This is a genomic window from Vibrio sp. AIC-3 (genome assembly GCF_013114515.1).
Taxonomy (GTDB): domain Bacteria; phylum Pseudomonadota; class Gammaproteobacteria; order Enterobacterales; family Vibrionaceae; genus Vibrio; species Vibrio crassostreae_C.
In genome coordinates this window covers 1-20175 of sequence record NZ_VTXG01000015.1, presented here as the reverse complement: position 1 = coordinate 20175, position 20175 = coordinate 1, and the positions used below count along the sequence as shown (strand labels likewise).

General features: G+C 46.2%; 17 protein-coding genes and 1 pseudogene. All 18 read right to left on the bottom strand.

Annotated features, from left to right (window positions below):
- Window positions 1-27: 27 nt before the first annotated feature.
- Entirely contained in the window at window positions 28-1074 is a 1047-nt protein-coding gene (gene fliM, locus F0229_RS12065) for a flagellar motor switch protein FliM (RefSeq protein ID WP_017060676.1), read from the bottom strand.
- Window positions 1075-1081: 7 nt separating this feature from the next.
- Complete coding sequence (gene fliL / locus F0229_RS12060) at window positions 1082-1570, bottom strand: flagellar basal body-associated protein FliL (protein ID WP_017060677.1); 489 nt, start codon at window positions 1568-1570, stop codon at window positions 1082-1084.
- A 90-nt stretch (window positions 1571-1660) separates the two neighbouring features.
- Window positions 1661-3790 carry a flagellar hook-length control protein FliK gene (locus F0229_RS12055; RefSeq protein ID WP_017060678.1) on the bottom strand — a complete coding sequence of 710 codons (2130 nt, stop codon included), beginning with the start codon at window positions 3788-3790 and terminating at the stop codon, window positions 1661-1663.
- A 182-nt stretch (window positions 3791-3972) separates the two neighbouring features.
- Entirely contained in the window at window positions 3973-4410 is a 438-nt protein-coding gene (gene fliJ, locus F0229_RS12050; RefSeq protein ID WP_017060679.1) for a flagellar export protein FliJ, read from the bottom strand.
- A 19-nt stretch (window positions 4411-4429) separates the two neighbouring features.
- Window positions 4430-5749 carry a flagellar protein export ATPase FliI gene (fliI, locus tag F0229_RS12045; RefSeq protein ID WP_017060680.1) on the bottom strand — a complete coding sequence of 440 codons (1320 nt, stop codon included), beginning with the start codon at window positions 5747-5749 and terminating at the stop codon, window positions 4430-4432.
- On the bottom strand, window positions 5749-6549 hold the full coding sequence (gene fliH, locus F0229_RS12040) for a flagellar assembly protein FliH (RefSeq protein WP_017060681.1): 801 nt from the start codon (window positions 6547-6549) through the stop codon (window positions 5749-5751). The genes fliI and fliH overlap by 1 nt, the downstream gene beginning before the upstream one ends.
- Window positions 6550-6673: 124 nt before the next feature.
- A complete protein-coding gene (fliG, locus tag F0229_RS12035) occupies window positions 6674-7735 on the bottom strand; it encodes a flagellar motor switch protein FliG (protein ID WP_017060682.1) in 1062 nt (353 codons plus the stop codon).
- Window positions 7728-9470, bottom strand: coding sequence for a flagellar basal-body MS-ring/collar protein FliF (fliF, locus tag F0229_RS12030; protein ID WP_017068985.1), 1743 nt, complete (start codon window positions 9468-9470; stop codon window positions 7728-7730). Before fliF ends, fliG begins: the two co-directional genes overlap by 8 nt.
- A gap of 16 nt (window positions 9471-9486) precedes the next feature.
- The gene (gene fliE / locus F0229_RS12025) at window positions 9487-9798 is read right to left on the bottom strand and encodes a flagellar hook-basal body complex protein FliE (protein ID WP_171732942.1); all 312 of its coding nucleotides are present in this window, start codon (window positions 9796-9798) and stop codon (window positions 9487-9489) included.
- A gap of 132 nt (window positions 9799-9930) precedes the next feature.
- A complete protein-coding gene (locus tag F0229_RS12020; protein ID WP_171732941.1) occupies window positions 9931-11340 on the bottom strand; it encodes a sigma-54 dependent transcriptional regulator in 1410 nt (469 codons plus the stop codon).
- Between the two features lie 33 nt (window positions 11341-11373).
- Complete coding sequence (locus F0229_RS12015) at window positions 11374-12414, bottom strand: PAS domain-containing sensor histidine kinase (RefSeq protein WP_017060686.1); 1041 nt, start codon at window positions 12412-12414, stop codon at window positions 11374-11376.
- A gap of 184 nt (window positions 12415-12598) precedes the next feature.
- Entirely contained in the window at window positions 12599-14065 is a 1467-nt protein-coding gene (locus F0229_RS12010; protein WP_017064122.1) for a sigma-54 dependent transcriptional regulator, read from the bottom strand.
- Between the two features lie 228 nt (window positions 14066-14293).
- Window positions 14294-14704 (bottom strand): flagellar export chaperone FliS, encoded by a 411-nt coding sequence (fliS, locus tag F0229_RS12005; RefSeq protein ID WP_004736194.1) that lies wholly within the window; start codon window positions 14702-14704, stop codon window positions 14294-14296.
- Between the two features lie 12 nt (window positions 14705-14716).
- A complete protein-coding gene (locus F0229_RS12000; protein ID WP_017060688.1) occupies window positions 14717-15022 on the bottom strand; it encodes a flagellar protein FliT in 306 nt (101 codons plus the stop codon).
- 3 nt (window positions 15023-15025) lie between these two features.
- Entirely contained in the window at window positions 15026-17053 is a 2028-nt protein-coding gene (fliD, locus tag F0229_RS11995; RefSeq protein ID WP_171732940.1) for a flagellar filament capping protein FliD, read from the bottom strand.
- 22 nt (window positions 17054-17075) lie between these two features.
- The gene (gene flaG / locus F0229_RS11990; protein WP_017066380.1) at window positions 17076-17501 is read right to left on the bottom strand and encodes a flagellar protein FlaG; all 426 of its coding nucleotides are present in this window, start codon (window positions 17499-17501) and stop codon (window positions 17076-17078) included.
- An 81-nt stretch (window positions 17502-17582) separates the two neighbouring features.
- Window positions 17583-18713 (bottom strand): flagellin, encoded by a 1131-nt coding sequence (locus tag F0229_RS11985; RefSeq protein WP_017071200.1) that lies wholly within the window; start codon window positions 18711-18713, stop codon window positions 17583-17585.
- A 523-nt stretch (window positions 18714-19236) separates the two neighbouring features.
- Window positions 19237-20175 (bottom strand): annotated as a pseudogene (locus F0229_RS11980) (flagellin); the annotation flags it as partial.

Below are 20175 nucleotides of genomic sequence, written 5' to 3'. Positions count from 1 at the left end.
CCAATTCCTATACTTTTATCTATTTTACTATTCGTCGTCATCATCACTGTTTTCGAGCTCAGACAATAAGTCTTTACCTAGAAAAGCGAGATCAGTTTTAACCACATGTGGTCTTTGAATTTTTTCCGAAATCTGTACTGCAAGCTTCTCACCAGAACGGCCCATTTTCACACGATAAGTCGGCAGTTCTTCGACAAACATGGTTGCGTGCTCAGGCATGTTCATTGGGATAACATCACCAGGGCGCAGCTCCATCAGATCACGAAGGGAAATATCTTGCTCTAGCAAATTCACGCGGAAATTGACGGGCACATCCATGATCTCATCACGCAGTGCGGTACTCCAACGAACATCGGTTTCCATCTTGTCTGATTGAACACCCGCATCAAGCAGTTCACGGATCGGCTCAACCATGGAGTAAGGCATGACAACGTGGAAGTCACCACCACCGCCATCCACTTCAATGTGGAACGAACTCACAACAATCACTTCGGTTGGGCTCACAATGTTCGCCATACTTGGGTTCACTTCGGAATCCAAGTATTCAAACTCAACCCCCATCACTGGCGACCAAGCTTCTTTGTAATCTTCAAAAACAATTTTCAGCAGTAACTGAATGATTCGTCTTTCAGTAGGCGTGAATTCACGACCTTCAATCTTGGCGTGGAAACGACCATCACCGCCAAAAAAGTTCTCTACGAGAATGAAAACCAGACGAGCTTCCATGGTGATGAGTGCCGTACCTTTCAATGGACGGAAACGAACCATGTTTAAACTGGTGGGTACATACAATGTGTTTTGGTACTCACCAAACTTCATCATCTGTACGCCGTTGATCGACACTTCAGCCGTTTTACGTAACATATTAAACAAGCTGATACGCATATGACGTGCGAAGCGCTCGTTAATAAGTTCAAGGGTCGGCATTCGACCACGGACGATTCGATCTTGAGATGAGAAGTCGAAATTGACCGCATTGTCATTTTCGGTTTCTAAGACATCTTCAACTTCTTCAACATCATCAACGCCATGTAACAGCGCATCAATTTCGTCTTGGCTTAATAAATCGGTCACAAATTACCTATTGAATTACGAAGTCAGTGAATAACACTTTTTCAATCACAGGCTGGCCAACAGCTTGAGCCAGGCTTGCTTTAATATCTTCTGTTGCCTTATTACGCAGTTCCACGCGGCCTGTTGGTGAGCGCAATTGATCAACCGTTGCCGAAGCGAACGTGGCCAGTAGCGTACTTTCTACAAGTGGAGAGTGGTAACGAGCCAGGTCTTCATTCTTACTGCCACGTACCATGAGCTGTGCTTTTATCTGAACTAGGCGATCTTTTTTGTCACCTGTCACATTAAACAAGAAGGGCTGAGGAATATTAACATACATAACCGGCTCTGCAGCGACCACAGCCGTTGCTGGCTGAGACTGAGATTCAGAGGCGCTATCGTCAGAACCTAAGAAAAAGTACAGCGCACCACCTATACCAAGCAGTAACACAACTACGGCAATAATAATTATAAGGAGCTTGCTCTTCCCTTTAGGTGCATCTTGTTCTTCGGCCATATCTTACTCTAACTTCCTGTTCTTGCGATTAACTGATGGTTCTTTTTATTAACTGGTTTTTTCTATTAACCAAGCGTTCTTAGCCTGATATTAGGCATAATAACTAATTCCATCACGCTTTGATGCGACATTCAATTCAAGATTGCTGCCACTATCAAGGTTTTCATCACCTTGCGTATCATTTGTGCGGTTAGCGCCGGATTGTTGCTCACCATTGTTGTATCTATCTTGTCCCTGACCGGAGTTCTGTTGTTGAACAGACGAATCGGCAAGCTGCAGACCTTGCTGAGCAAGCATCTCTCTCAAGCGAGGTAAGGTTTGTTCAATCACATCTCTCGCTTGCTGATTACTCACCGTAAAGTGCACGTTTGCCACGTCATTATTCATCGTCATGCGGATTTTCATTTGGCCCAATTCTGGTGGGTCGAGACGAATGTCCAAGTTCTTAAGGTTCTTAGACATCATCATTTGTACTTTTTCAGCCACTTGCTCATTGGCTAGCTCTTTGGTGAGCTGTAAGGGCGCTTGTTGAGCAGCTTGAATTTCAGCTCGCGTAGGTGCTGAACCCACCGTTGCCGTACCTTGTGCACCAGCCGCAGAAGCGATCTGCTGAGCAAAGGTCGAATCTTTAGAATCTTCTTTAGCACCCGCTTTACCCAAACCAGACAGTGCTGCTGCACCGGCGCCCGCTTTAAGAAGCGTATCAGTCGAGCCTGCTTTTGTGGCAGCTGGCGTTGCATTCATCGCCATTCCTTGCGCGGTTAAAGCTGGATCCAACGTTGCTTGCTGCTGAGGTGAAGCCACATTAGCTTGTTGAGCTGCGGCCTGTTGGGCTGCATGTGCATTATTGGCGTGCAGCATTGCCGCCTTGTCCGTAAGAGCATTGTTTGCTGATTGAGAAGCGGCCTGCGCTGACACTTGTTGTGTAGCCGTCGCTACAGCTGCTGTTGATGCTGCCGCAGCTAAGGCTTTAGTTTCGCTTGAATCCGTATTATCCCAATCGATAGCAGTGGGTTCACCAGACGCACTGTTCGCAGCCGGAGCTTGACTTAGCAAAGCTGTTACTTGTTGTTGAACGTTAGCGAGCTGTTGATTCAACAGGTCTAGGTTAGAGGTCGCTTTAGCCAAAGCGGCTTGCTCATCAACCGTCAACTTAGCGCCACTTTGTTGCTTATCAAGCAAGCTATCGACAACAGACTGCTCTGATTCGATTTGTCCATTCAATTGGTTTAGCGCTTTGGTATGGGCATCTACTTGCTTTGCCAGTTCAATATCCACGGCTGACAATGCTTGGCTCTGCTCGGCAGCAACCGCACTAGCTGCATTCTTTTGGCTCAGCTCTCGGCTCATACTGGCTTCAATTTGTTCTGGAGTGACGCCTTTATCCATCAACTGTCGAATTTCAGTATCAGTTAGCTGAGAAACACCCTTACCTCCGGTAAGTACAGCGATTTCAGAATCGACTTCAAGGCTCTTCTCCTGATTTGCAGCCTTAGCTTGTTGTGTCGCCTTATCCGTAACGGAAACTCCTGCAACAGAAGCACCGGTGATATTACCTTGGGCTTGTTCTACCTGACCTTGCTGAGGCAAGCCTTTGCCGTTTGGCGCTTGATTTAGGGTTTTGTTTGCCTCATCCAATTGACCAAGCAATTTATTGCCTTCGCTCATCGCTGCATTGGCTTGCGATGCCTGCGTAGCACCATCTACCGCTGATGGACCCTGAGTTTGGGATTGAGCAATATGTTCTTTAGATTCGTTAGTCGTATCCTGCGCATCTTTACCATCTGCCTTATCTGCAACAGTCTTATCAGCGACAGTGCTATCAGTGCCCGAATTGGCTTTGAGCTGAGCCTCAGATCCAGACGCAGCCTCTGCTGATGTTTTATCAGCAGCTTTCTCGCCTTCTACTTCTGAAGCTGCTTGCTTGCTTTGCGCTTCGCTCACTTCGTCAGTAGCCTTTGATTCAGCGGAATCACCTTTGTTCGCTTCGGCTGACGCTTCACCTTCGGTAGATGTCTGTTTAGTATCAGGTTTCGCAGTGCTTTCTGTGTCTTTTGCTGCGACTTTACTGTCACTTTCTTCAAAGCCGAGCGCTTCTTTAAAGGACTCAAAGAAACCTTTAGAGTCGCCGGTTTCTTCTACCTTGGAAGAGGCAGAACCGGTGTCCAACAACGATGACATTTTGTTGGTCGCTGAATTTGAGGAAAGACTAACATTCATATATACAAGCTCTATCTACTAGCTTTGCTGCCATGAATCAGGCAACAAAAAGAAAGTCGGATGCTTTTCATGCCTTTGGTGGGCATAACGCGCAATTTTATATAAAACGGAGCAAGAAACATGCCTATAAGTTCGGTTCTCACAATATCAAGAACAGCACCTACGTCGTTCGTGGCTTAGGATCACATCTTCTTTCGGCTGTATAACAGAGTCGAGAACTCATCCATTTGCTTTTGTTCTCTTCGATCTTGCAGCTTTGCTTTCTCTTTCTGCTTTTTCTCCATCAACCACTCGTAGGATTTACGTTTTTTGCGTAACTCCATCCAGTAGCTTTGGCAGTTGTCGACTTGATTTTTAAAGTGGTGCTCGGCTTCTCTCTGTTTGGATAATGTTTCATCCAACTGAGTTAAGAAGCGGTTCAAGTGACCATATTGGCTCGCCGTTAAGCCTGCCTTGCCGCGGTCAACGAGCTGCTGACAGTAATCCAGTCGATACTTTTCAATCTGCGCAACCTGCTCATAGTAGCCTTGCAGCTCAGAGTTCGCTTTGTTGAGCGCAAGTACCGCTTGGTTCTCTTGATCTTTGGCTTGATCGAGCAAAAATTCTAATGCGTTATCCATGACTAACCTTATTCACCCGTTAGCCACCCAATACATGTTTCAACATGTTGACGCACATGTCGTATGGGACGGTCTCTTTCATCTTCTGCTGCAAGTACTCATCCAGTTTTGGTTTCAACGTGAAGGCACTATCGATTGCTGGATCCGTTCCTGGCTTGTAAGCACCAATCGACACCAAATCTTGGTTTTTACGGCAAATAGACAGCACTTGCCTTACCGCTTTCGACATCAAGACATGTTCTTCAGTGGTGATTTGCGGCATAACACGACTGACGGATTTCTCAACGTCAATCGCTGGGTAGTGACCGGCATCGGCCATCTCACGAGATAACACAACGTGACCATCGAGAATTGCTCGCGACGCATCCGCAATCGGATCTTGTAAGTCATCGCCTTCGGTTAACACGGTAAAGAAAGCCGTGATAGAACCTTGTTCATCATTGCCGTTACCTGCTCGTTCCACCAGCGCAGGAAGCTTAGCGAAGACTGATGGCGGATAGCCCTTGGTTGCTGGCGGCTCACCCACAGACAGAGCAATTTCACGCTGAGCTTGAGCAAAACGGGTCAATGAATCCATGAGTAGCAGAACATCTAAGCCTTGGTCGCGGAAGTACTCGGCGACAGCCAACGCGGTTTGACAGCCTTTTAAGCGCATCAATGGTGATGAGTCGGCAGGAGCGGCAACAACAACCGAACGCTTACGGCCATCTTCACCAAGAATCTCTTCAATAAATTCTTTAACTTCTCGTCCACGCTCACCGATTAGGCCTACGACCACTACTTGCGCAGTTGTGCCTCGAGTCATCATGCCCAGAGTTACGGATTTACCGACACCAGAGCCAGCAAACAGACCGATACGTTGCCCTTTACCCACGGTTAGCAAACCATTAATGGCTTTCAAGCCGACATCGAGTGGTTCAGAAATCGGTTTACGAGCTAACGGGTTGATTGGCTCCGCATTAAATGAAGCGCGTTGCTCTGTATAGATTGGACCTAAACCGTCGAGTGGATTACCTACGCCGTCGATCACTCGACCGAGCAGTTCCATTCCAACAGGGATACCACTTTCGGTAGTCATTGGCGTGACGCGAGCGCCAGGTAAGATCCCGGTGATTTGCTCACTCGGCATCAAAAATAGGTTATCGCCAGAGAAACCGACGACTTCGGCTTCCATCTGACCAGACATGGTTTCGACTAAACACAAACTGCCGATTGGCGCTTTACAGCCGGTCGCTTCAAGCGTTAAGCCAACAACGCGTACTAATTTACCAGAGGCAATTGGTCGCGATTTTAGCCCCTCGACTTTGTACTGACTGAGACGATTCGCTAACTCAAGCATTACTCATGACCTTGGTGACGATTTGCGCCGCAGAAATTTTGAATAACGTTCTTTACACGATCTTCCATGCGGTAGTTAACGCTCGACTCACCCGCTTCAATTTGTACATCACCACGGTTGAGTGCTGGCTCTGCGACCAGCGTCCAATTACGGCAGTCCAATTCAGTCTCGCCATACGCAGAGCGAATGATCGCCACATCTTCCGGATTGAGTTTCAATGTGATTGCGTGACCAGAAATCGGCAACGACTCTACCGATTCTTTAACGGTATCTAATATGATTTGTGGGTTGGTTTGCACTTCAACATGAACCACTTCTTTGACCATGGTAAGCACCATGTCGACCAATTGCTTCTCCACCTGAGCGTTCATCAACTCTAATGGTTGAGCGAACTGGTTTGCCAGCCCCATGAAGACGGCCACCTGCTGTTGAATGTACTCTTGACCCGCGGTTACGCCTTCAAGCTTGCCGGCTTCGTTGCCTTCTTCGTGACCGGCAGCAAAACCTTCTTCTTTGCCTTTTTCATAGCCTTGCTTAAAGCCCGCCTCTTGGCCTTGATGCAGCCCTTCCTGATAAGCGCCTTGTTTAATCAGCTCGATTTGCTCTTCAGTCAGAACCAGCTCTTCATCTTCAATGGCTTCTTCAACCGTTGGCATCCAACTAGGGTCGTAGTTAAAAGCGGTTTCTTTGGCTTGTTTGCTCACGTCAGAGGTGTAGTCAGGCAGCCCCCATTTCTGAGGTTGGGCAACCGTATTATCTTCTTCAGGGCGAAGGAAGCCGCGTTTTCTATCACCTGACATATCAGTACCTATCTATGAGTGGCTTAACTGTATTGTGAATTCAAGCAGTTAAACTGAGTTAATCTGTGGTTCGAGATTGGATAAAGAAAAGCCCCAACAGTGTGGGGCTTTTGAGATTTCTGTATTAAAGGAACTCGTCGGCGCCACCAGACAGCATAATTTCGCCACTGTCTGCCATCTTCCTCGCGATACCCAAAATCTCTTTCTGAGCCGCTTCAACATCAGAGACTTTGACTGGCGGCATCGCCTCAATATCGTCTCTCATCATATCGGCAGCACGTTTAGACATGTTCTTGAAGATCTTCTCACGTAGACCTTCATCTGCACCTTTAAGTGCTTTCTGTAGAATATCTTGTGGAACATCACGTAGTAGTCGTTGAACACCTTGGTCATCAACTTCAATAAGGTTTTCAAAGACAAACATCAGATCTTGAATCTGTGTTGCCATGTCTTCGTCTTGGTCACGGATTTGATCCATCAAGACGCCTTCCACGTTGTTATCCATGTAGTTCATGATCTCAGCCGCGGCTTTCAGGCCACCAATTTTGGCAGCTTGAGCACCCGCTTGACCCGCGAACTGTTTCTCCATGATTTCATTCAGTTCAGCAAGCGCCGAAGGTTGAACTTCTTCAAGGTTGGCAATACGCATCATCAGATCCAGACGAACTCGCTCTGGGAACTGAGACAGGATCTCAGCCGATTGATCGGCATCGAGGTACGACAACACAATAGTTTGAATTTGAGGGTGCTCGTTGATGATAATGCTCGCCACCTGACGAGGATCCATCCACTTAAGCGAATCCAAACCTTTCGAACCTGTGCCGAGAAGGATTTGGTCAACAAGGTTATTCGCCTTGTCTTCACCCAGAGCAGCAACTAACGCATTACGCATGAAGTCTTCGCTGCCCATACCAATGTTGGTGTACTTCTGAATATCATCTAAGAAAGCACGGTGCACAGCGCCTACTTTCTCTTGGGATAGGTCTGTAGCTCGCGCCATCGCACTACCCACACGCTGAACCTGCTTTGGCTCTAGGTGACGAATAATACCAGCAGCATCTTCTTCATTTAAACTGAGCAACAAGATCGCAGCGCGCTCATCGCCTGAGATAGAGCCGATATCCACGCTAGAGACATCAAGCACTTCACCGCCTTCAGTTTGTTGTGGAACTATTTCGTTAGCCATCTACCATCCAATTCTTAACTACTTGAGCTGCTAGCTCTGGTTCATTCGCTACAAGTGCACGTACTGCTTTCAGCACGTCCTCGTCTTTATGAAGGTTTGGTAAGTCGATACTTGAACCAAATTCAAACAGCTCACCACCTTCAATATCACCACCAATTAAGCTGGTTTCGCCGTTGGCACCAATTGGCATGCCATCAGGTCCGTACATCTGTTCATCGTTGTCTGCTGCTGGGTTAAGCAGTTTCTTCATTGCAGGGCGAACAAGTACCAACACCACCACAATGATAACCAAGGCACTTGCAAACCAACGAACCCAATCATTGAAGTTTGGATGCTCCCAGATTGGCACATCAGCAACAACATCTGTTACTTGAGGTGCAAACTGCATGCTTAATACGTTGAGCAAATCACCACGAGTTTCATCAAAGCCCACCGTACCAATCAGTACTTGGCGAATCGCATTGATTTCGCTCGCCGGGATTGGCGTATGAACCACTTCACCCGTATCTGGGTTCAAGGATTGGCGGTCTTTGATCGCAACAGAAACCGTCTGACGATTAACCGTGCCGCTCTGTTTACGTTCATGACTGATGGTGGTGTCTAGCTCAAAGTTTCGAGTCGCTTCTTTGTGAACAGAGCCTTGACCTGTCATCGCGCCGTCTTTCATCTGAGCCACATCTTGTGGAATTGAGGCATCCGCTGGAGGCTGGTTACTCAACGCACCCGGAATACCCGCCACCGTATTTCCATTGTTGTAATCTTCTAAGGTGTATTCACTTCGAGTCGCCGGTGTATTCGGATCAAAACGTTTTCTGGTTTGCTCCACAGCACTGAAATCGAGCTGGATATCAACCTGAGCGGTGTAGTTACCAAACCCAAGAATAGGAATCAGGATGGAGTCAATTTTTTCACGCAGCGCTTGTTCTTGATTGCGCTCTAACTCGTGTTCTTTACGACGCGCCGCTGACATAGGGTCTTGAGAGCCTGAGCTCAACAATCGGCCATGCTGATCGGTCACCGTAATACGTGAGGTTTTCATTCCCGGAACGGCACTTGCCACCATATCCACAACAGAATCAACTTCTTGCTGCTTGAGGTTAGTACCTGTTTTTAGAGTTAGGAATACAGAAGCAGAGGCTTCTTGATTATGACGTACAAAAACACTCTGCTTCGGCAGGGCCAATAAAACCTGAGCTTTACGCACCTGTTTCATCTGCTCAATGGCTTTGGCAAGTTGTCTTTCGCGGCTTAATTTAAGGCGTTCTTGTTCTAAACGTTGTGATACACCAAAACCCATGTCTTGCATGAGGATGTCATCACCCGCGTTTCGCTCTTGATTCAAACCCGCTCGTACCATATTAAGCTTTAATGAGTTGTACTCACTCGCCGGTACTGAGATGGTATTGCCTTCAAGCGTGTAATCGATCTTTTGCAGATCTAAGTAATCAAGAACGGGGATCAATTCTTCTGTTTCGTAAGCCCCTAATGGACGCATTTCTGGCTCTTTTACCCAGAAAAACAGCATCACAATCAGCGCTACACAGATAGAGATAGAAAGGACTAAGACGACCTGACGAAGTAAATCAAGATCACCGACAGCCATATCGAACTTCGATGAACTGCGTTCACCTAGATCGGGATTTTGCCCTTCTCCGTCTAGCTCAGAGCCTGCAATAAGTGCATGGTCGTTGCTATCGCTTACGGTTAAATCTGTTGTTTGACTATTATCTGCCACTATTTAACTACCCAACTTATACCGGCATATTCATCAGCTCTTTGTACGATTCGACCAATTTATTTCTAATTTGGATCGTCGCCTCAAAAGCCACACTAGATTTATTACGAGCAATCATCACGTCCGCTAGGGATACGCTTTGGTCGCCACTATCAAAACGAGCTTGAAGATCACCTGAGGTCTTTTGTAATGAGTTCACATTATTGATGGCATTAGTCAGCATGTTGCCAAAATCTGCACCGACCGCTTGCCCCGTTGCTGCGGGACGCGCGCTGGCAGCTTCGACCATCATTGCCTGCATTTCGCCTTGTAAACCATCTATTCTCATCTACTACCTCAGGAGTCAAAATTATGACCATCTATTTAGCTATATTATTGACAGAGCAATTAGCGTGCCACACATTTAATTGACTAGATATCGTATTACACTAGTCAGAAAGCTGACACTACTAATCTATCCTCAGTTTGGGATATCTATTCCAGCATCGCGCATTTTAGCCAACTTGTAACGCAGTGTACGAGGGCTAATGCCCAGTTTTTCAGCCATATCTTTGCGTCGGCCATTACATGCAATCAGGGTTTCAAGAATGATCGCATACTCTTGATCTCTAAGCTCATTACCTAACCCTTCGCTGCTAGCCGCGATTTTATTGATTGGGTTTGCTTCGGCAATCGGCTTGATTTCTGGCGCAGCTACGTCAGTGCCTTCAACGATTTGTTGTAGGCTGCTTGCGTCTTGCCAATCGACACCTTCAAGAAGAATGTGCTCACCAGAGATGTTCTCTTGTTCGCTCAATATTAACGCACGCTGTACCACATTGTCTAATTCGCGAACATTGCCCGGCCACGGATAATTGACGAGTTTACTGATCGCTTGCGCTGACATAACGGGTACAGGCATACCAAGTTTGGTGCAGTGGCGCTCGACTAAGTGCTTGGCTAAAGGCTCAATATCGCCTTTACGCTCGCACAATGGAGGCCAAGAAATTGGGAATACATTCAGGCGGTAGTATAAATCCTCACGGAAATTCCCGTCAGAAACATACTGTTTAAGGTCTCGGTTACTGGTCGCTAATACACGAACATCCAATTTGATGCTCTTACGACTACCTAATCGCTCAACTTCGCGCTCTTGCAAAACACGCAGTAGTTTGGCTTGTAGGCTAAGATCCATTTCACTGATCTCATCCAACAGAATTGTACCGCCCTGCGCTTGCTCGAATTTCCCCGGGCAAGCTTGAATAGCGCCAGTAAATGCGCCTTTTTCATAACCAAACAGGGTCGCTTCTAACATGTTGTCTGGGATCGCCGCGCAGTTAATCGCGACAAACGGGCCATCTTTTCGGCTAGAAGCATTGTGAATGTAGCGAGACATCACCTCTTTACCAGAACCACTCGGGCCCAACACCATGACGTTGGCATCGGTTTTCGCAACTTTATCAGCCAGCATCATTAGCTTGATACTTTTTTCATCAGCAACGATAGCGTCGCCGTTGTCATCCGACTTTACAGGCGCATAACGGCTGACCATGTTGAGCAGCACTTCTGGCGCAAATGGCTTTGCCATATAGTCGATAGCGCCCTCTTTCATTGCAGCAACGGCATCTTCGATGTTGGCGTACGCTGTCATTAGCAATACCGGCAAATTTGGCCAATGCTGCTTAATGTTTCTCAATAGTGCCAAGCCACCCATGCCCGCCATCTGCACGTCAGATACGACAATATCAACGGAGTTCGATTTTAATTTGACCAGAGCATCTTCCGCACAATCCGCTTCCAGCCATTCATAGCCAGCAAGCGCGAGTGTGTCGACAAGGGCTTCGCGTAGACCTTCATCATCTTCGACGATTAACACTTTGCTTTGAGCCATAGGATTCTCCAGTGTAAATTCAGTTAAAACTTATTAGTCTTCAGAAGAAGCACTTCTTTCAAGCGGTAGACACATGGTAAAGCATGCGCCGTCGCCTTCTTCTGATATCAATTCCAGTCGGCCTTCATGTGCTCGACATACCATTTGTACAACCGCTAAGCCTAGACCTGTACCTTGTGAACGAGTGGTAAAGAAGGGTTCCATTATTTTACCTTGAAGCTCTTTCGGTACGCCGGGGCCACTGTCTTGCACTGATATCTTAAGCTCGCCATTTACGGGCCTAAAAAACACATCGATCTGCGATTCCTTACCCGCAATTTGAACCGCGTTCAACACTAGGTTGCTTAACGCTGAGGCGATAGCATTGGCGTTGCCGAACATTTGAGTCTGTTCGCCCTCAACTTCTTGGCAATAATCAATCTGGTTAGTTTTCAATGCCGCTTCCACCATAGGGTGAAATTCAGTGATCAATTCAGCCACAGTAAATGGCTTAACGACTTTGTTGTCACCACCTTTGGCAAACAACAGCATGTCGTTCACTTGCTTCTCTAAGTCATGCAATCTATCCATAAGCTTAGATTGAAAACGCGTTTTTGTTGCCGGCGGCAGATTTGGCGCGGCAAGGTTTGATGCATACAGCATCGCACTTGAAAGCGGCGTTCGCACTTGATGGGCAAGCGAGGCCACCATTCTACCTAATGAAGACAAACGCTGAAGATCACTCACGCGAGACTGCAATAGTCGGGTCTCGGTCAGATCGGTAATCAAAATCAGCTGACCCGTGGTAGAGGCTGAAATCGCCAAACGCACTTTTCGCCCGTTCTTCAATGAGATCTCATGACCGTCATCGTCTTTTGGGTCAAAGGCACTTTGAATCACTGAAAACCACTTCTCGCCAACCAACTCAACACCAAGAATACGATGCGCTTCAGGGTTCGCTTCTCTCACTTCGCCGTGTGTATCTAACAAGATAACCCCAGCTGGCATCACGTCGAGTACTTGCTTATAGCGCTCAACCTGCTGTTCAACAGAATCTAGGTGTGATTGATTTTCTGGTTCGTTAGATACGCGCATGTCAAAAATTTGCCTCAAATACTAAAACAGCCTGAGACGTACAACACGAGTCAGGCTATTTGCTATATTTATCACATAGTTAAGCAAGCAACAACTCGACTATGGTTTATCTGTTCACTTAGCTAGAGTTACCAAATAGCTAAAAAGTGTGTGCTAGTTTTTCGTTTTCATCGAAAACTGGACACTATCGCTGCAAGTTATATTTACGCATTTTTTCAACCAGAGTGGTTCTACGCATTCCAAGCATGTCAGCAGCACGAGCAACAATGCCGCCCTGCGCTTCCAACGCTTGATTGATCATATTCACTTCCATATCCGCGAGTAGCTCTTTCAAGTTAACCCCTTCTGGCGGTAACTCTTGAGGCGCATTAGCATTGTCGGCAATATCATCTTGCTGATCAAAACTGAAATCTTCTGAGAATAAGTCAGCAAGTGCATCACGCTCTTGCTCCTCTTCAGATCCAAAGCTATTAAACTCTGGCTGGAACTCAGGGATATCGCTGTATCGATATTTAGTTGGCAGGTGATTCACATCAACCAAGCTGTTTGGATACAAGATAACCATTCGTTCAACCAGGTTCGCTAGTTCACGAACGTTACCTGGCCAGTAATGCTCCATCAAAGAGTTGATAGCACGAGCCGTGAAACAGATAGGCATGCTGCCTTCCGCTTCCATTCGAGTCATCAGCTCTTGAAGCAACAGTGGAATATCTTCTTTACGATCTTGAAGCGCCGGCATTTCAATCGGGAATACATTTAAGCGGTAGTAAAGATCTTCACGGAACGAATCATCGTCGATCATATCTTCAAGGTTGCGGTGGGTTGCCGCAATCACTCTAACATCAGCTTGTATGGTGCTATTGCCACCTACACGCTCAAAGCATCGCTCTTGCAGTACTCGTAGCAGCTTAACTTGCATCGCCATCGGCATATCGCCAATTTCATCAAGAAACAGTGTGCCACCTTCAGCCAATTCAAAACGGCCTTTACGTGCGGTAATCGCCCCAGTAAATGCGCCCTTCTCATGACCAAACAGTTCACTTTCAAGCAAATCAGGTGGAATCGCGCCACAGTTTACAGGAACAAAAGGCCCTGAACGACGTTTAGAGTGATAGTGAATGTTACGCGCTACGACTTCTTTGCCTGTACCAGATTCACCAAGAATCAGCACGTTCGCTTCCGTAGAAGAGACTTGTTCAATTAAGTGACGTACTTCTTGAATGCCAGCACTTTGTCCTACTAGGCTGCGAAACAGGGTGTTCTTGCGTGCCGAAGACACAACTTGAACACCTTTGCGGCCTAAGAAGTCTTTACAGTGTCTTAATGCATCACTTAATTGCGGGTAGTTAAGAGGAAGTTCAAGCTCACCAACATAGTTAGTCAACTCGTCAACCGGGTGATTGTTTTTGCCAATCACCAGTAAAGGGATGTGATTGGCGTGAACAAGCTTCTCATTCAGTAATGCGTTGAAGCCTTTACCTTTAATGGTACCAATAATGCAGCCGGCCCACTGTAGTGACCAGTCAACTTTACGTGCTTGTTCAGAGCTGATTACTTCGCAGCTCTCTCCTACAAACTCTAATATTGTGCTTAAATTGTGACGATCTTGAGCGTTATCGTCGACGACAAGCAGTTTTGCCAAACCTTGCATAAGTAGGAATTATTGCCTTTATTTTGGTGCGATGCAGAAAAACGGTGAGCGACGTAATCGATAAAACAGAGAAAAGTATCAATGATTATGGTCTACGTGGACAAATTTAGGAAATCAGCAACGAAAAAAGCCATTAGGCTATCTAATGGCTTCTATTTTATTTGATTAAAAAAATAAGGCAACCAACCAATTAAGGGATATGAGATTGGTTAAAACTGCAATTTTTCTTTAAATACCTACGTCAGCGGACGTCAAGTTGTGATATTCGTTCGGAATTTGGTCCCAAGCGCTCTTAATTTCGCGAATAATATCGATAACATCATCAATAGGCTGTGGGTCATTTTTGTGATTTGCCGCAGAAATTTGCGTGATCATGAACTCATAAAGTTGATCTAGGTTTTTCGCAATATCGCCACCATCGTCCATAGATAGGCAACTACGTAGGCTAATAATGATATCTAGAGCCTTACCAAGTCGCTCACCTTTCACTGGGATGTTGCCTGCTTGCATTGCCGCTTTGCCTTGAATCAAACGCTCGATAGCACCGGCCATTAGCATTTGTACAATCTTATGCGGTGAGGCAGCCGTTAGCTGACTATCCACTGATACCTTTTTATATGCCTGTAAAGAACCGCGCATAGTAAACCTCTTCTATAAAAACTTTTTGTATTGTTGAACTGATTTAGCGCCGTGACGGTATTTATGTAGGGTCTTACCTACTCGACTCGTCTCAGACTGCATCAATTCGACTAATTTTCTGGTTCTGGTAATGGCTTCAAACCATTCAGAACTTTGCTTAACGTCGGGATGTGAGTCGATTATTTGAAGCACGTTTTGCAATAACTGTTCTCTGTTATCGACAAGCTGCGTTATTTCTTCAGCATTAATTTCACTAAATTCCAGTTTAGAGATAATTAGTTGATCGAGTTCACAAAGCTCTTGTAGCTGGCTATTCATCTATTAGCCCAACGCATTCATCATACTGCCCAGCTGAGATTGCATCTTACTGGTCGCATCTTGCATGGCTGTGAACTTAGAGTGGGTACGGCTCTCTAGGCTGTCCATGCGGCGGTCGAGCGCGCTTTGGTCATCAACCAAACGGTAGTTTTGCTCGACCAAGCTCTTTTCTCTAGTACGGATTGAACCCGTGATACCTGTGATACCTTGAATCGCATCTTCCACTTTTTTGGCGAAACCGTTGTTGCCACCAAAGAACTCACCCAACTTATCAAAGTTATTGTTGAGTTGACGGTCAAGCATATCGTAGTTGATTTCTAGCGAGCCTTGTCTTGTGGTGGTGATACCGAATTCAGTCAAAGACTTTAGATTGTCTGGCGCACCTTCGATACTTGATGAGAACACCCCTTTCAATCGGGAGTCGGCGTTACGCACTGTACTGTCACCAGAGAGCGGGCCTTTTTGACCAGTCGTTGGATCAACACCCGCGAGGTCTTTCGACACTTGATAGAACTGGTTATAAGAGCTCACAAAGGATTCGATATCTTGGCGAACACTGTTGCGGTCGTACTCCACACCAATTTCTGCCGGCGGCTTATCTTTTGGCGTTTTTCCTTTCACCGTAATATCAATACCTTCAATGGCATCTTCAATCACATTGTTATTACTAGAGAGTTGAGCAACACCATCTAGGACAACCATAGAATCTTGGCCAGCCTGAACTTCAGTCATTCCACTATAGGTATCAAAAGATTGCTGTGCTTGTTCAAGATCTGCTTGCGCTTTATCGACCTTCTCTAAGAGCTCGCGCTCTTCGGGTTCTAATTTGGCACGCTCAATTTTCTTGGCTTGCTCTGCGGTGAGTTCGCCTTTTTGAACTTTCTCAGCCAACTCCGCTTTTTCTTGTGAAATCTTCTCTTCGATACGCGCTTGCTCAGCCTCAAGCTTTTGCTGAGCTTCTTTCGGTGTCACGTATGAATCGGTCAGAGTACCTGAGGCAGCATTTGACCACCCCGGCACATCGGGTGCCTTCTCTATCGCTTTTTCATCAAGCTCAAGTTCTGGTGTGTAGTAAGAATCTAAAAGCGTACCTGACGCGGTTTCAGTCCAGCCAGGGATATTATCTTCAGGCATCACAGACTTTGCCGCTTGAGCTGCGTCTAGGGCGGCTTGGCCGTCGGCGGCTGCTTGCTCACCGTAGCTGAGACTTTTAGAGTCTCCGTCAACATCTGAAGTAGAATCGGTTTGGGCTGCTGGGATGATATTGCCATCTTTATCGAGTGTTTCACTCGCATTAGGGGCATCGTTCGAAATCGCGTCATCAACGAGTTGTGCAGCTTTTCCTGCAGGAGTCAGGGCAAGAACGTCTTGAGCGGCAAGGCGCGCTTTCTCTAGCGCTTTAACACGCTCTTCTAGGGTTTTGTATTCAAGTTTTTTGAGAGGGTTGGCAGCATCAGATTTGACGTTGATACTGATCTGCTGATCGGAACCGGACTGGTTCGAGGCAACAATAAGTCGAGGGCCTTCGACATCGTTGATAATAGATGCACGAACGCCTGGGTTGCTATCTGCACCGTTGATACCACGAACAACTTCGATAAGTCTCGATCTGTCGCCAACTTGCACGTCAAAGCTGTCATCACCAAGCGAAACCTGCAGCTTACCTGGGCCAAATTTCATGTCCTCTGACAGTACATCAGAAGCCACTTTATGGCTTTGGGCAAGCTGCAACACATCGATGGCATATTTGCCAGCGATCGCTTCGGTAGTCGCGGTTGCAGAGACAAGCGCTTCATCGGTACTTTCCACTGTTCGCACAGCAAAAGCTTTTTCCTGACGAAAGTTTGTCATCAGGTTTTTCATCGAATCAAGGGATTCTCTGAGTCTTCCATAGGCACTAATGCTGGTATCGATTCGCATTCGTTCATTGTCGATTCGTTGCTGTTTAGGTACACGCTCCGAATCAACAATTTTGCTGACCATGGAATTGATATCCATGCCAGACGAAATCCCCATTGGGCCAAAACTCATTAAATCACCTCAATAATACGACTTAAACCTTCACCTCAAATATTCGACTATTCGAGTTTTGGGCTGCTAGGCGTCTTAGAATTTCAAGCATTTCTTCATCAGGGATCTGGCGAATAATATCACCGGTTGTGGTCTCATAAATGGTAACCACATCTCTCCCAGATTCTTCATCGACCTTAAAAGCCACACCTTTATTGAGAGAGGAGATAAACTCGTTTACCTTCTCCACCATTTTGACTCGCTCTTCATCATTTAACTCTTGTCTATGTTGAGCTAATTGAATCGCCGCTTCGGTAGCTTCCTCTTTCGATTTCTCTACCTTGTCATAAGATGTTGCTTCTTTTAGTCGCGAAAGACTCGACGCACTACTACCTTCATCGCTTGCAATTTTAATGCCATTAGGTGAGCCATAAGGCTGGATGTTCGATGCGTTGGATGATATTTCCATAACACTCTCCCTCCCTCCTTTATGAGCCATACAGTAAAACTCTACCCAGAGTAGAGTTTACCGCTACTTACCGAGGTAAGTTTAGCCCAATAAGCTTAGAGCTGCTGATGGTGATTGTTTCGCTTGAGCTAGGATAGAAGTACTCGCCTGTTGTAGGATTTGAGACTTCGTCATTGCCGTTGTTTCTTTCGCGTAATCGGTATCTTTGATACGACTCTTAGATGCATTAACGTTTTCGTTGATGTTGTCTAAGTTGCTGATTGCATGGTCAAAACGGTTTTGGAAAGCACCTAGAGAAGCACGTTGGCTATCAACAGATTTTAGAGCACCATCAATGATAGATACTGCTTCGTTTGCACCTGCAACAGAAGTTACGTCGATATCGTTAACGGTAACGTCTTTACCAGCACCGATACCTAGTTCGCCCGCAAGGCTGCCGCCAAACTCAACATCACCTTCAACTTTTTGGCTTGAAGCGAAAAGTTGCAGTTTACCGCCTTCACCCACAGACGCTTTAACGTCTTGGCTTTGACCATTGATGTAAGTTGCTAGCTCTTCGATATCGTTGCCTTCTTTAGCAGAGATAGATAGCTCTTGCGCTTCACCAAACTTATCGTTGTATTTGATTGTTAAATCAGCACCCGCACCTACACGCCAAGATGCATCTTTACCTTCAGTAACACCGTAGCTCTTACCACCCATGTCTTGAGTGTCAGTACGCATGTTGCTCATAGAAAGCATTACCGCTTCACCTGAGTCAGCACCGATTTGGAAAGATTGGCTACCGTAAGTACCGTTAAGAAGCTTGTTACCACCAAAAGAGGTTGTTTCAGCGATACGGTTAAGTTCTGTGTTTAGAGCAGAGACTTCTTCTTGGATCGCAACACGCTCAGACTTGCTGTTTGAACCGTTTGCAGATTGAAGAGAAAGGTCACGCATACGTTGCAGAATGTTGGTTGACTCATTCATCGCACCTTCAGCTGTTTGTGCAATAGAGATACCGTCATTCGCGTTTTTCACAGCCATATCTAGGCCACGACTTTGCGACGTTAAGCGGTTAGAGATTTGTAGGCCTGCAGCATCATCTTTTGCGCTATTGATTTTATAGCCAGAAGACAAACGCTCCATTGATTTTTGAGTACCTTCAGCCGCGCTATTTAGGTAGCGCTGAGCCGTCATTGCAGACACATTTGTGCTTACATTAATCGCCATAGTTGATCTCCTTTAGGCATTTTTTTAATGCACCCATGTGACTCTCACCTCACACAAATACATATCAATTTTGTTTATGCACCAGTGTCTCTCTCACCTTACATTGGTACATATCATTTCTCTCAATCCCTTTAACGGCGCCTTAATTAGAAGCTTTAATAAAAAATGCGCTTTTTTTCATATTCTTTTCAACAACAAAGGAAAGTGTGATCGGGCTTCAATTAATAGGGCGACATTCGCTAAAGTTGCCCCATTATTTAAGTTAATGAGCGTAGTGTTGAATATAAAGTCAGAAGAGATCCCTGATATCTCGTTCTACTCGATTCTGGGGTGACGAAAGACTGCTTCGATGTAGTAAGCGAGGAAACCATCATTTCCCAATTCCCGTCACTCCCTACAGTGAGGAGCGAGCGTGATAGGGAATCTCGCTTTCCAATCAACGACCAACACCAAAACTCCCCCCTTCTCCAAATTGCAGGCAATAAAAAACCCAGCCGAAGCTGGGTCTGTTTAGCGCTCATCTCTCTTTAATACGGCTCTTAGATGCGTTAACGTTCTCGTTAATGTTGTCTAAGTTGCTGATAGCGTGGTCGAAACGGTTTTGGAAAGCACCTAGCTCAGCACGGTGGCTATCTACATACTTAAGTGCCGCATCGATAATAGCTACAGACTCTTGTGCGCCGCCAACTGATGTTACGTCGATAGTATCAACCGTTACGTCTTTGCCAGGTTGCATGCCTAGTTCGCCAGCCAGGCTGCCAGAGAATGCCACTTCGCCTTCAACCTTGTTGTTACCAGTAAACATTTGTAGCTTACCGTCTTCAGTTACAGACGCTTTAACAGAGTCTTGTTGACCGTTGATGTACGTTGCTAGCTCTTCGATGTCGTCACCCGCTTTTGCGCTGATGTCGATTTCTTGTGCTTGACCGAAGTTATCAGTGAACGACATTTTTAGGTCGTTAGAGCCTGCTTGAACGTTCCAATCTTTATCTTTCGCGTTCTCAGTTTGGTAGCTCTTACCACCCATCTGAGCGTTATCAGAGCGCATGTCTTTCAGTTGAAGCATTACCGCTTCACCGTTGTCTGCACCGATTTGGAATGATTTAGTACCGTGAGTACCGTTAAGCAACTTGTTGCCACCAAAAGACGTCGTTTCCGCGATACGGTTCAGTTCGTCGTTCAGCGCTGTTACTTCTTCTTGAATCGCTACACGCTCAGATTTTGAGTTTGAGCCGTTTGAAGATTGTAGAGACAAATCACGCATACGTTGCAGGATGTTAGTCGTCTCATTCATTGCACCTTCAGCAGTTTGTGCAATAGAGATACCGTCGTTCGCGTTACGTACAGCAACATCAAGACCACGACTTTGAACGTTCAAACGGTTCGAGATTTGTAGACCCGCAGCGTCATCTTTTGCGCTGTTGATTTTTGAGCCAGAAGCTAGACGCTCCATTGATGTTTG

What these genes read in the sequence shown, in the direction of transcription:
- fliL (WP_017060677.1), bottom strand. Translation starts at nt 1,570, where the DNA reads ATGGCCGAAGAACAAGATGCACCTAAAGGGAAGAGCAAGCTCCTTATA.
- F0229_RS12000 (WP_017060688.1), bottom strand. Translation starts at nt 15,022, where the DNA reads ATGAATAGCCAGCTACAAGAGCTTTGTGAACTCGATCAACTAATTATC.
- F0229_RS12020 (WP_171732941.1), bottom strand. Translation starts at nt 11,340, where the DNA reads ATGGCTCAAAGCAAAGTGTTAATCGTCGAAGATGATGAAGGTCTACGC.
- F0229_RS12015 (WP_017060686.1), bottom strand. Translation starts at nt 12,414, where the DNA reads ATGCGCGTATCTAACGAACCAGAAAATCAATCACACCTAGATTCTGTT.
- fliG (WP_017060682.1), bottom strand. Translation starts at nt 7,735, where the DNA reads ATGGCTAACGAAATAGTTCCACAACAAACTGAAGGCGGTGAAGTGCTT.
- fliH (WP_017060681.1), bottom strand. Translation starts at nt 6,549, where the DNA reads ATGTCAGGTGATAGAAAACGCGGCTTCCTTCGCCCTGAAGAAGATAAT.
- F0229_RS11985 (WP_017071200.1), bottom strand. Translation starts at nt 18,713, where the DNA reads ATGGCGATTAATGTAAGCACAAATGTGTCTGCAATGACGGCTCAGCGC.
- fliS (WP_004736194.1), bottom strand. Translation starts at nt 14,704, where the DNA reads ATGCGCGGTTCTTTACAGGCATATAAAAAGGTATCAGTGGATAGTCAG.
- flaG (WP_017066380.1), bottom strand. Translation starts at nt 17,501, where the DNA reads ATGGAAATATCATCCAACGCATCGAACATCCAGCCTTATGGCTCACCT.
- fliI (WP_017060680.1), bottom strand. Translation starts at nt 5,749, where the DNA reads ATGCTTGAGTTAGCGAATCGTCTCAGTCAGTACAAAGTCGAGGGGCTA.
- F0229_RS12010 (WP_017064122.1), bottom strand. Translation starts at nt 14,065, where the DNA reads ATGCAAGGTTTGGCAAAACTGCTTGTCGTCGACGATAACGCTCAAGAT.
- F0229_RS12055 (WP_017060678.1), bottom strand. Translation starts at nt 3,790, where the DNA reads ATGAATGTTAGTCTTTCCTCAAATTCAGCGACCAACAAAATGTCATCG.
- fliJ (WP_017060679.1), bottom strand. Translation starts at nt 4,410, where the DNA reads ATGGATAACGCATTAGAATTTTTGCTCGATCAAGCCAAAGATCAAGAG.
- fliE (WP_171732942.1), bottom strand. Translation starts at nt 9,798, where the DNA reads ATGAGAATAGATGGTTTACAAGGCGAAATGCAGGCAATGATGGTCGAA.
- fliD (WP_171732940.1), bottom strand. Translation starts at nt 17,053, where the DNA reads ATGAGTTTTGGCCCAATGGGGATTTCGTCTGGCATGGATATCAATTCC.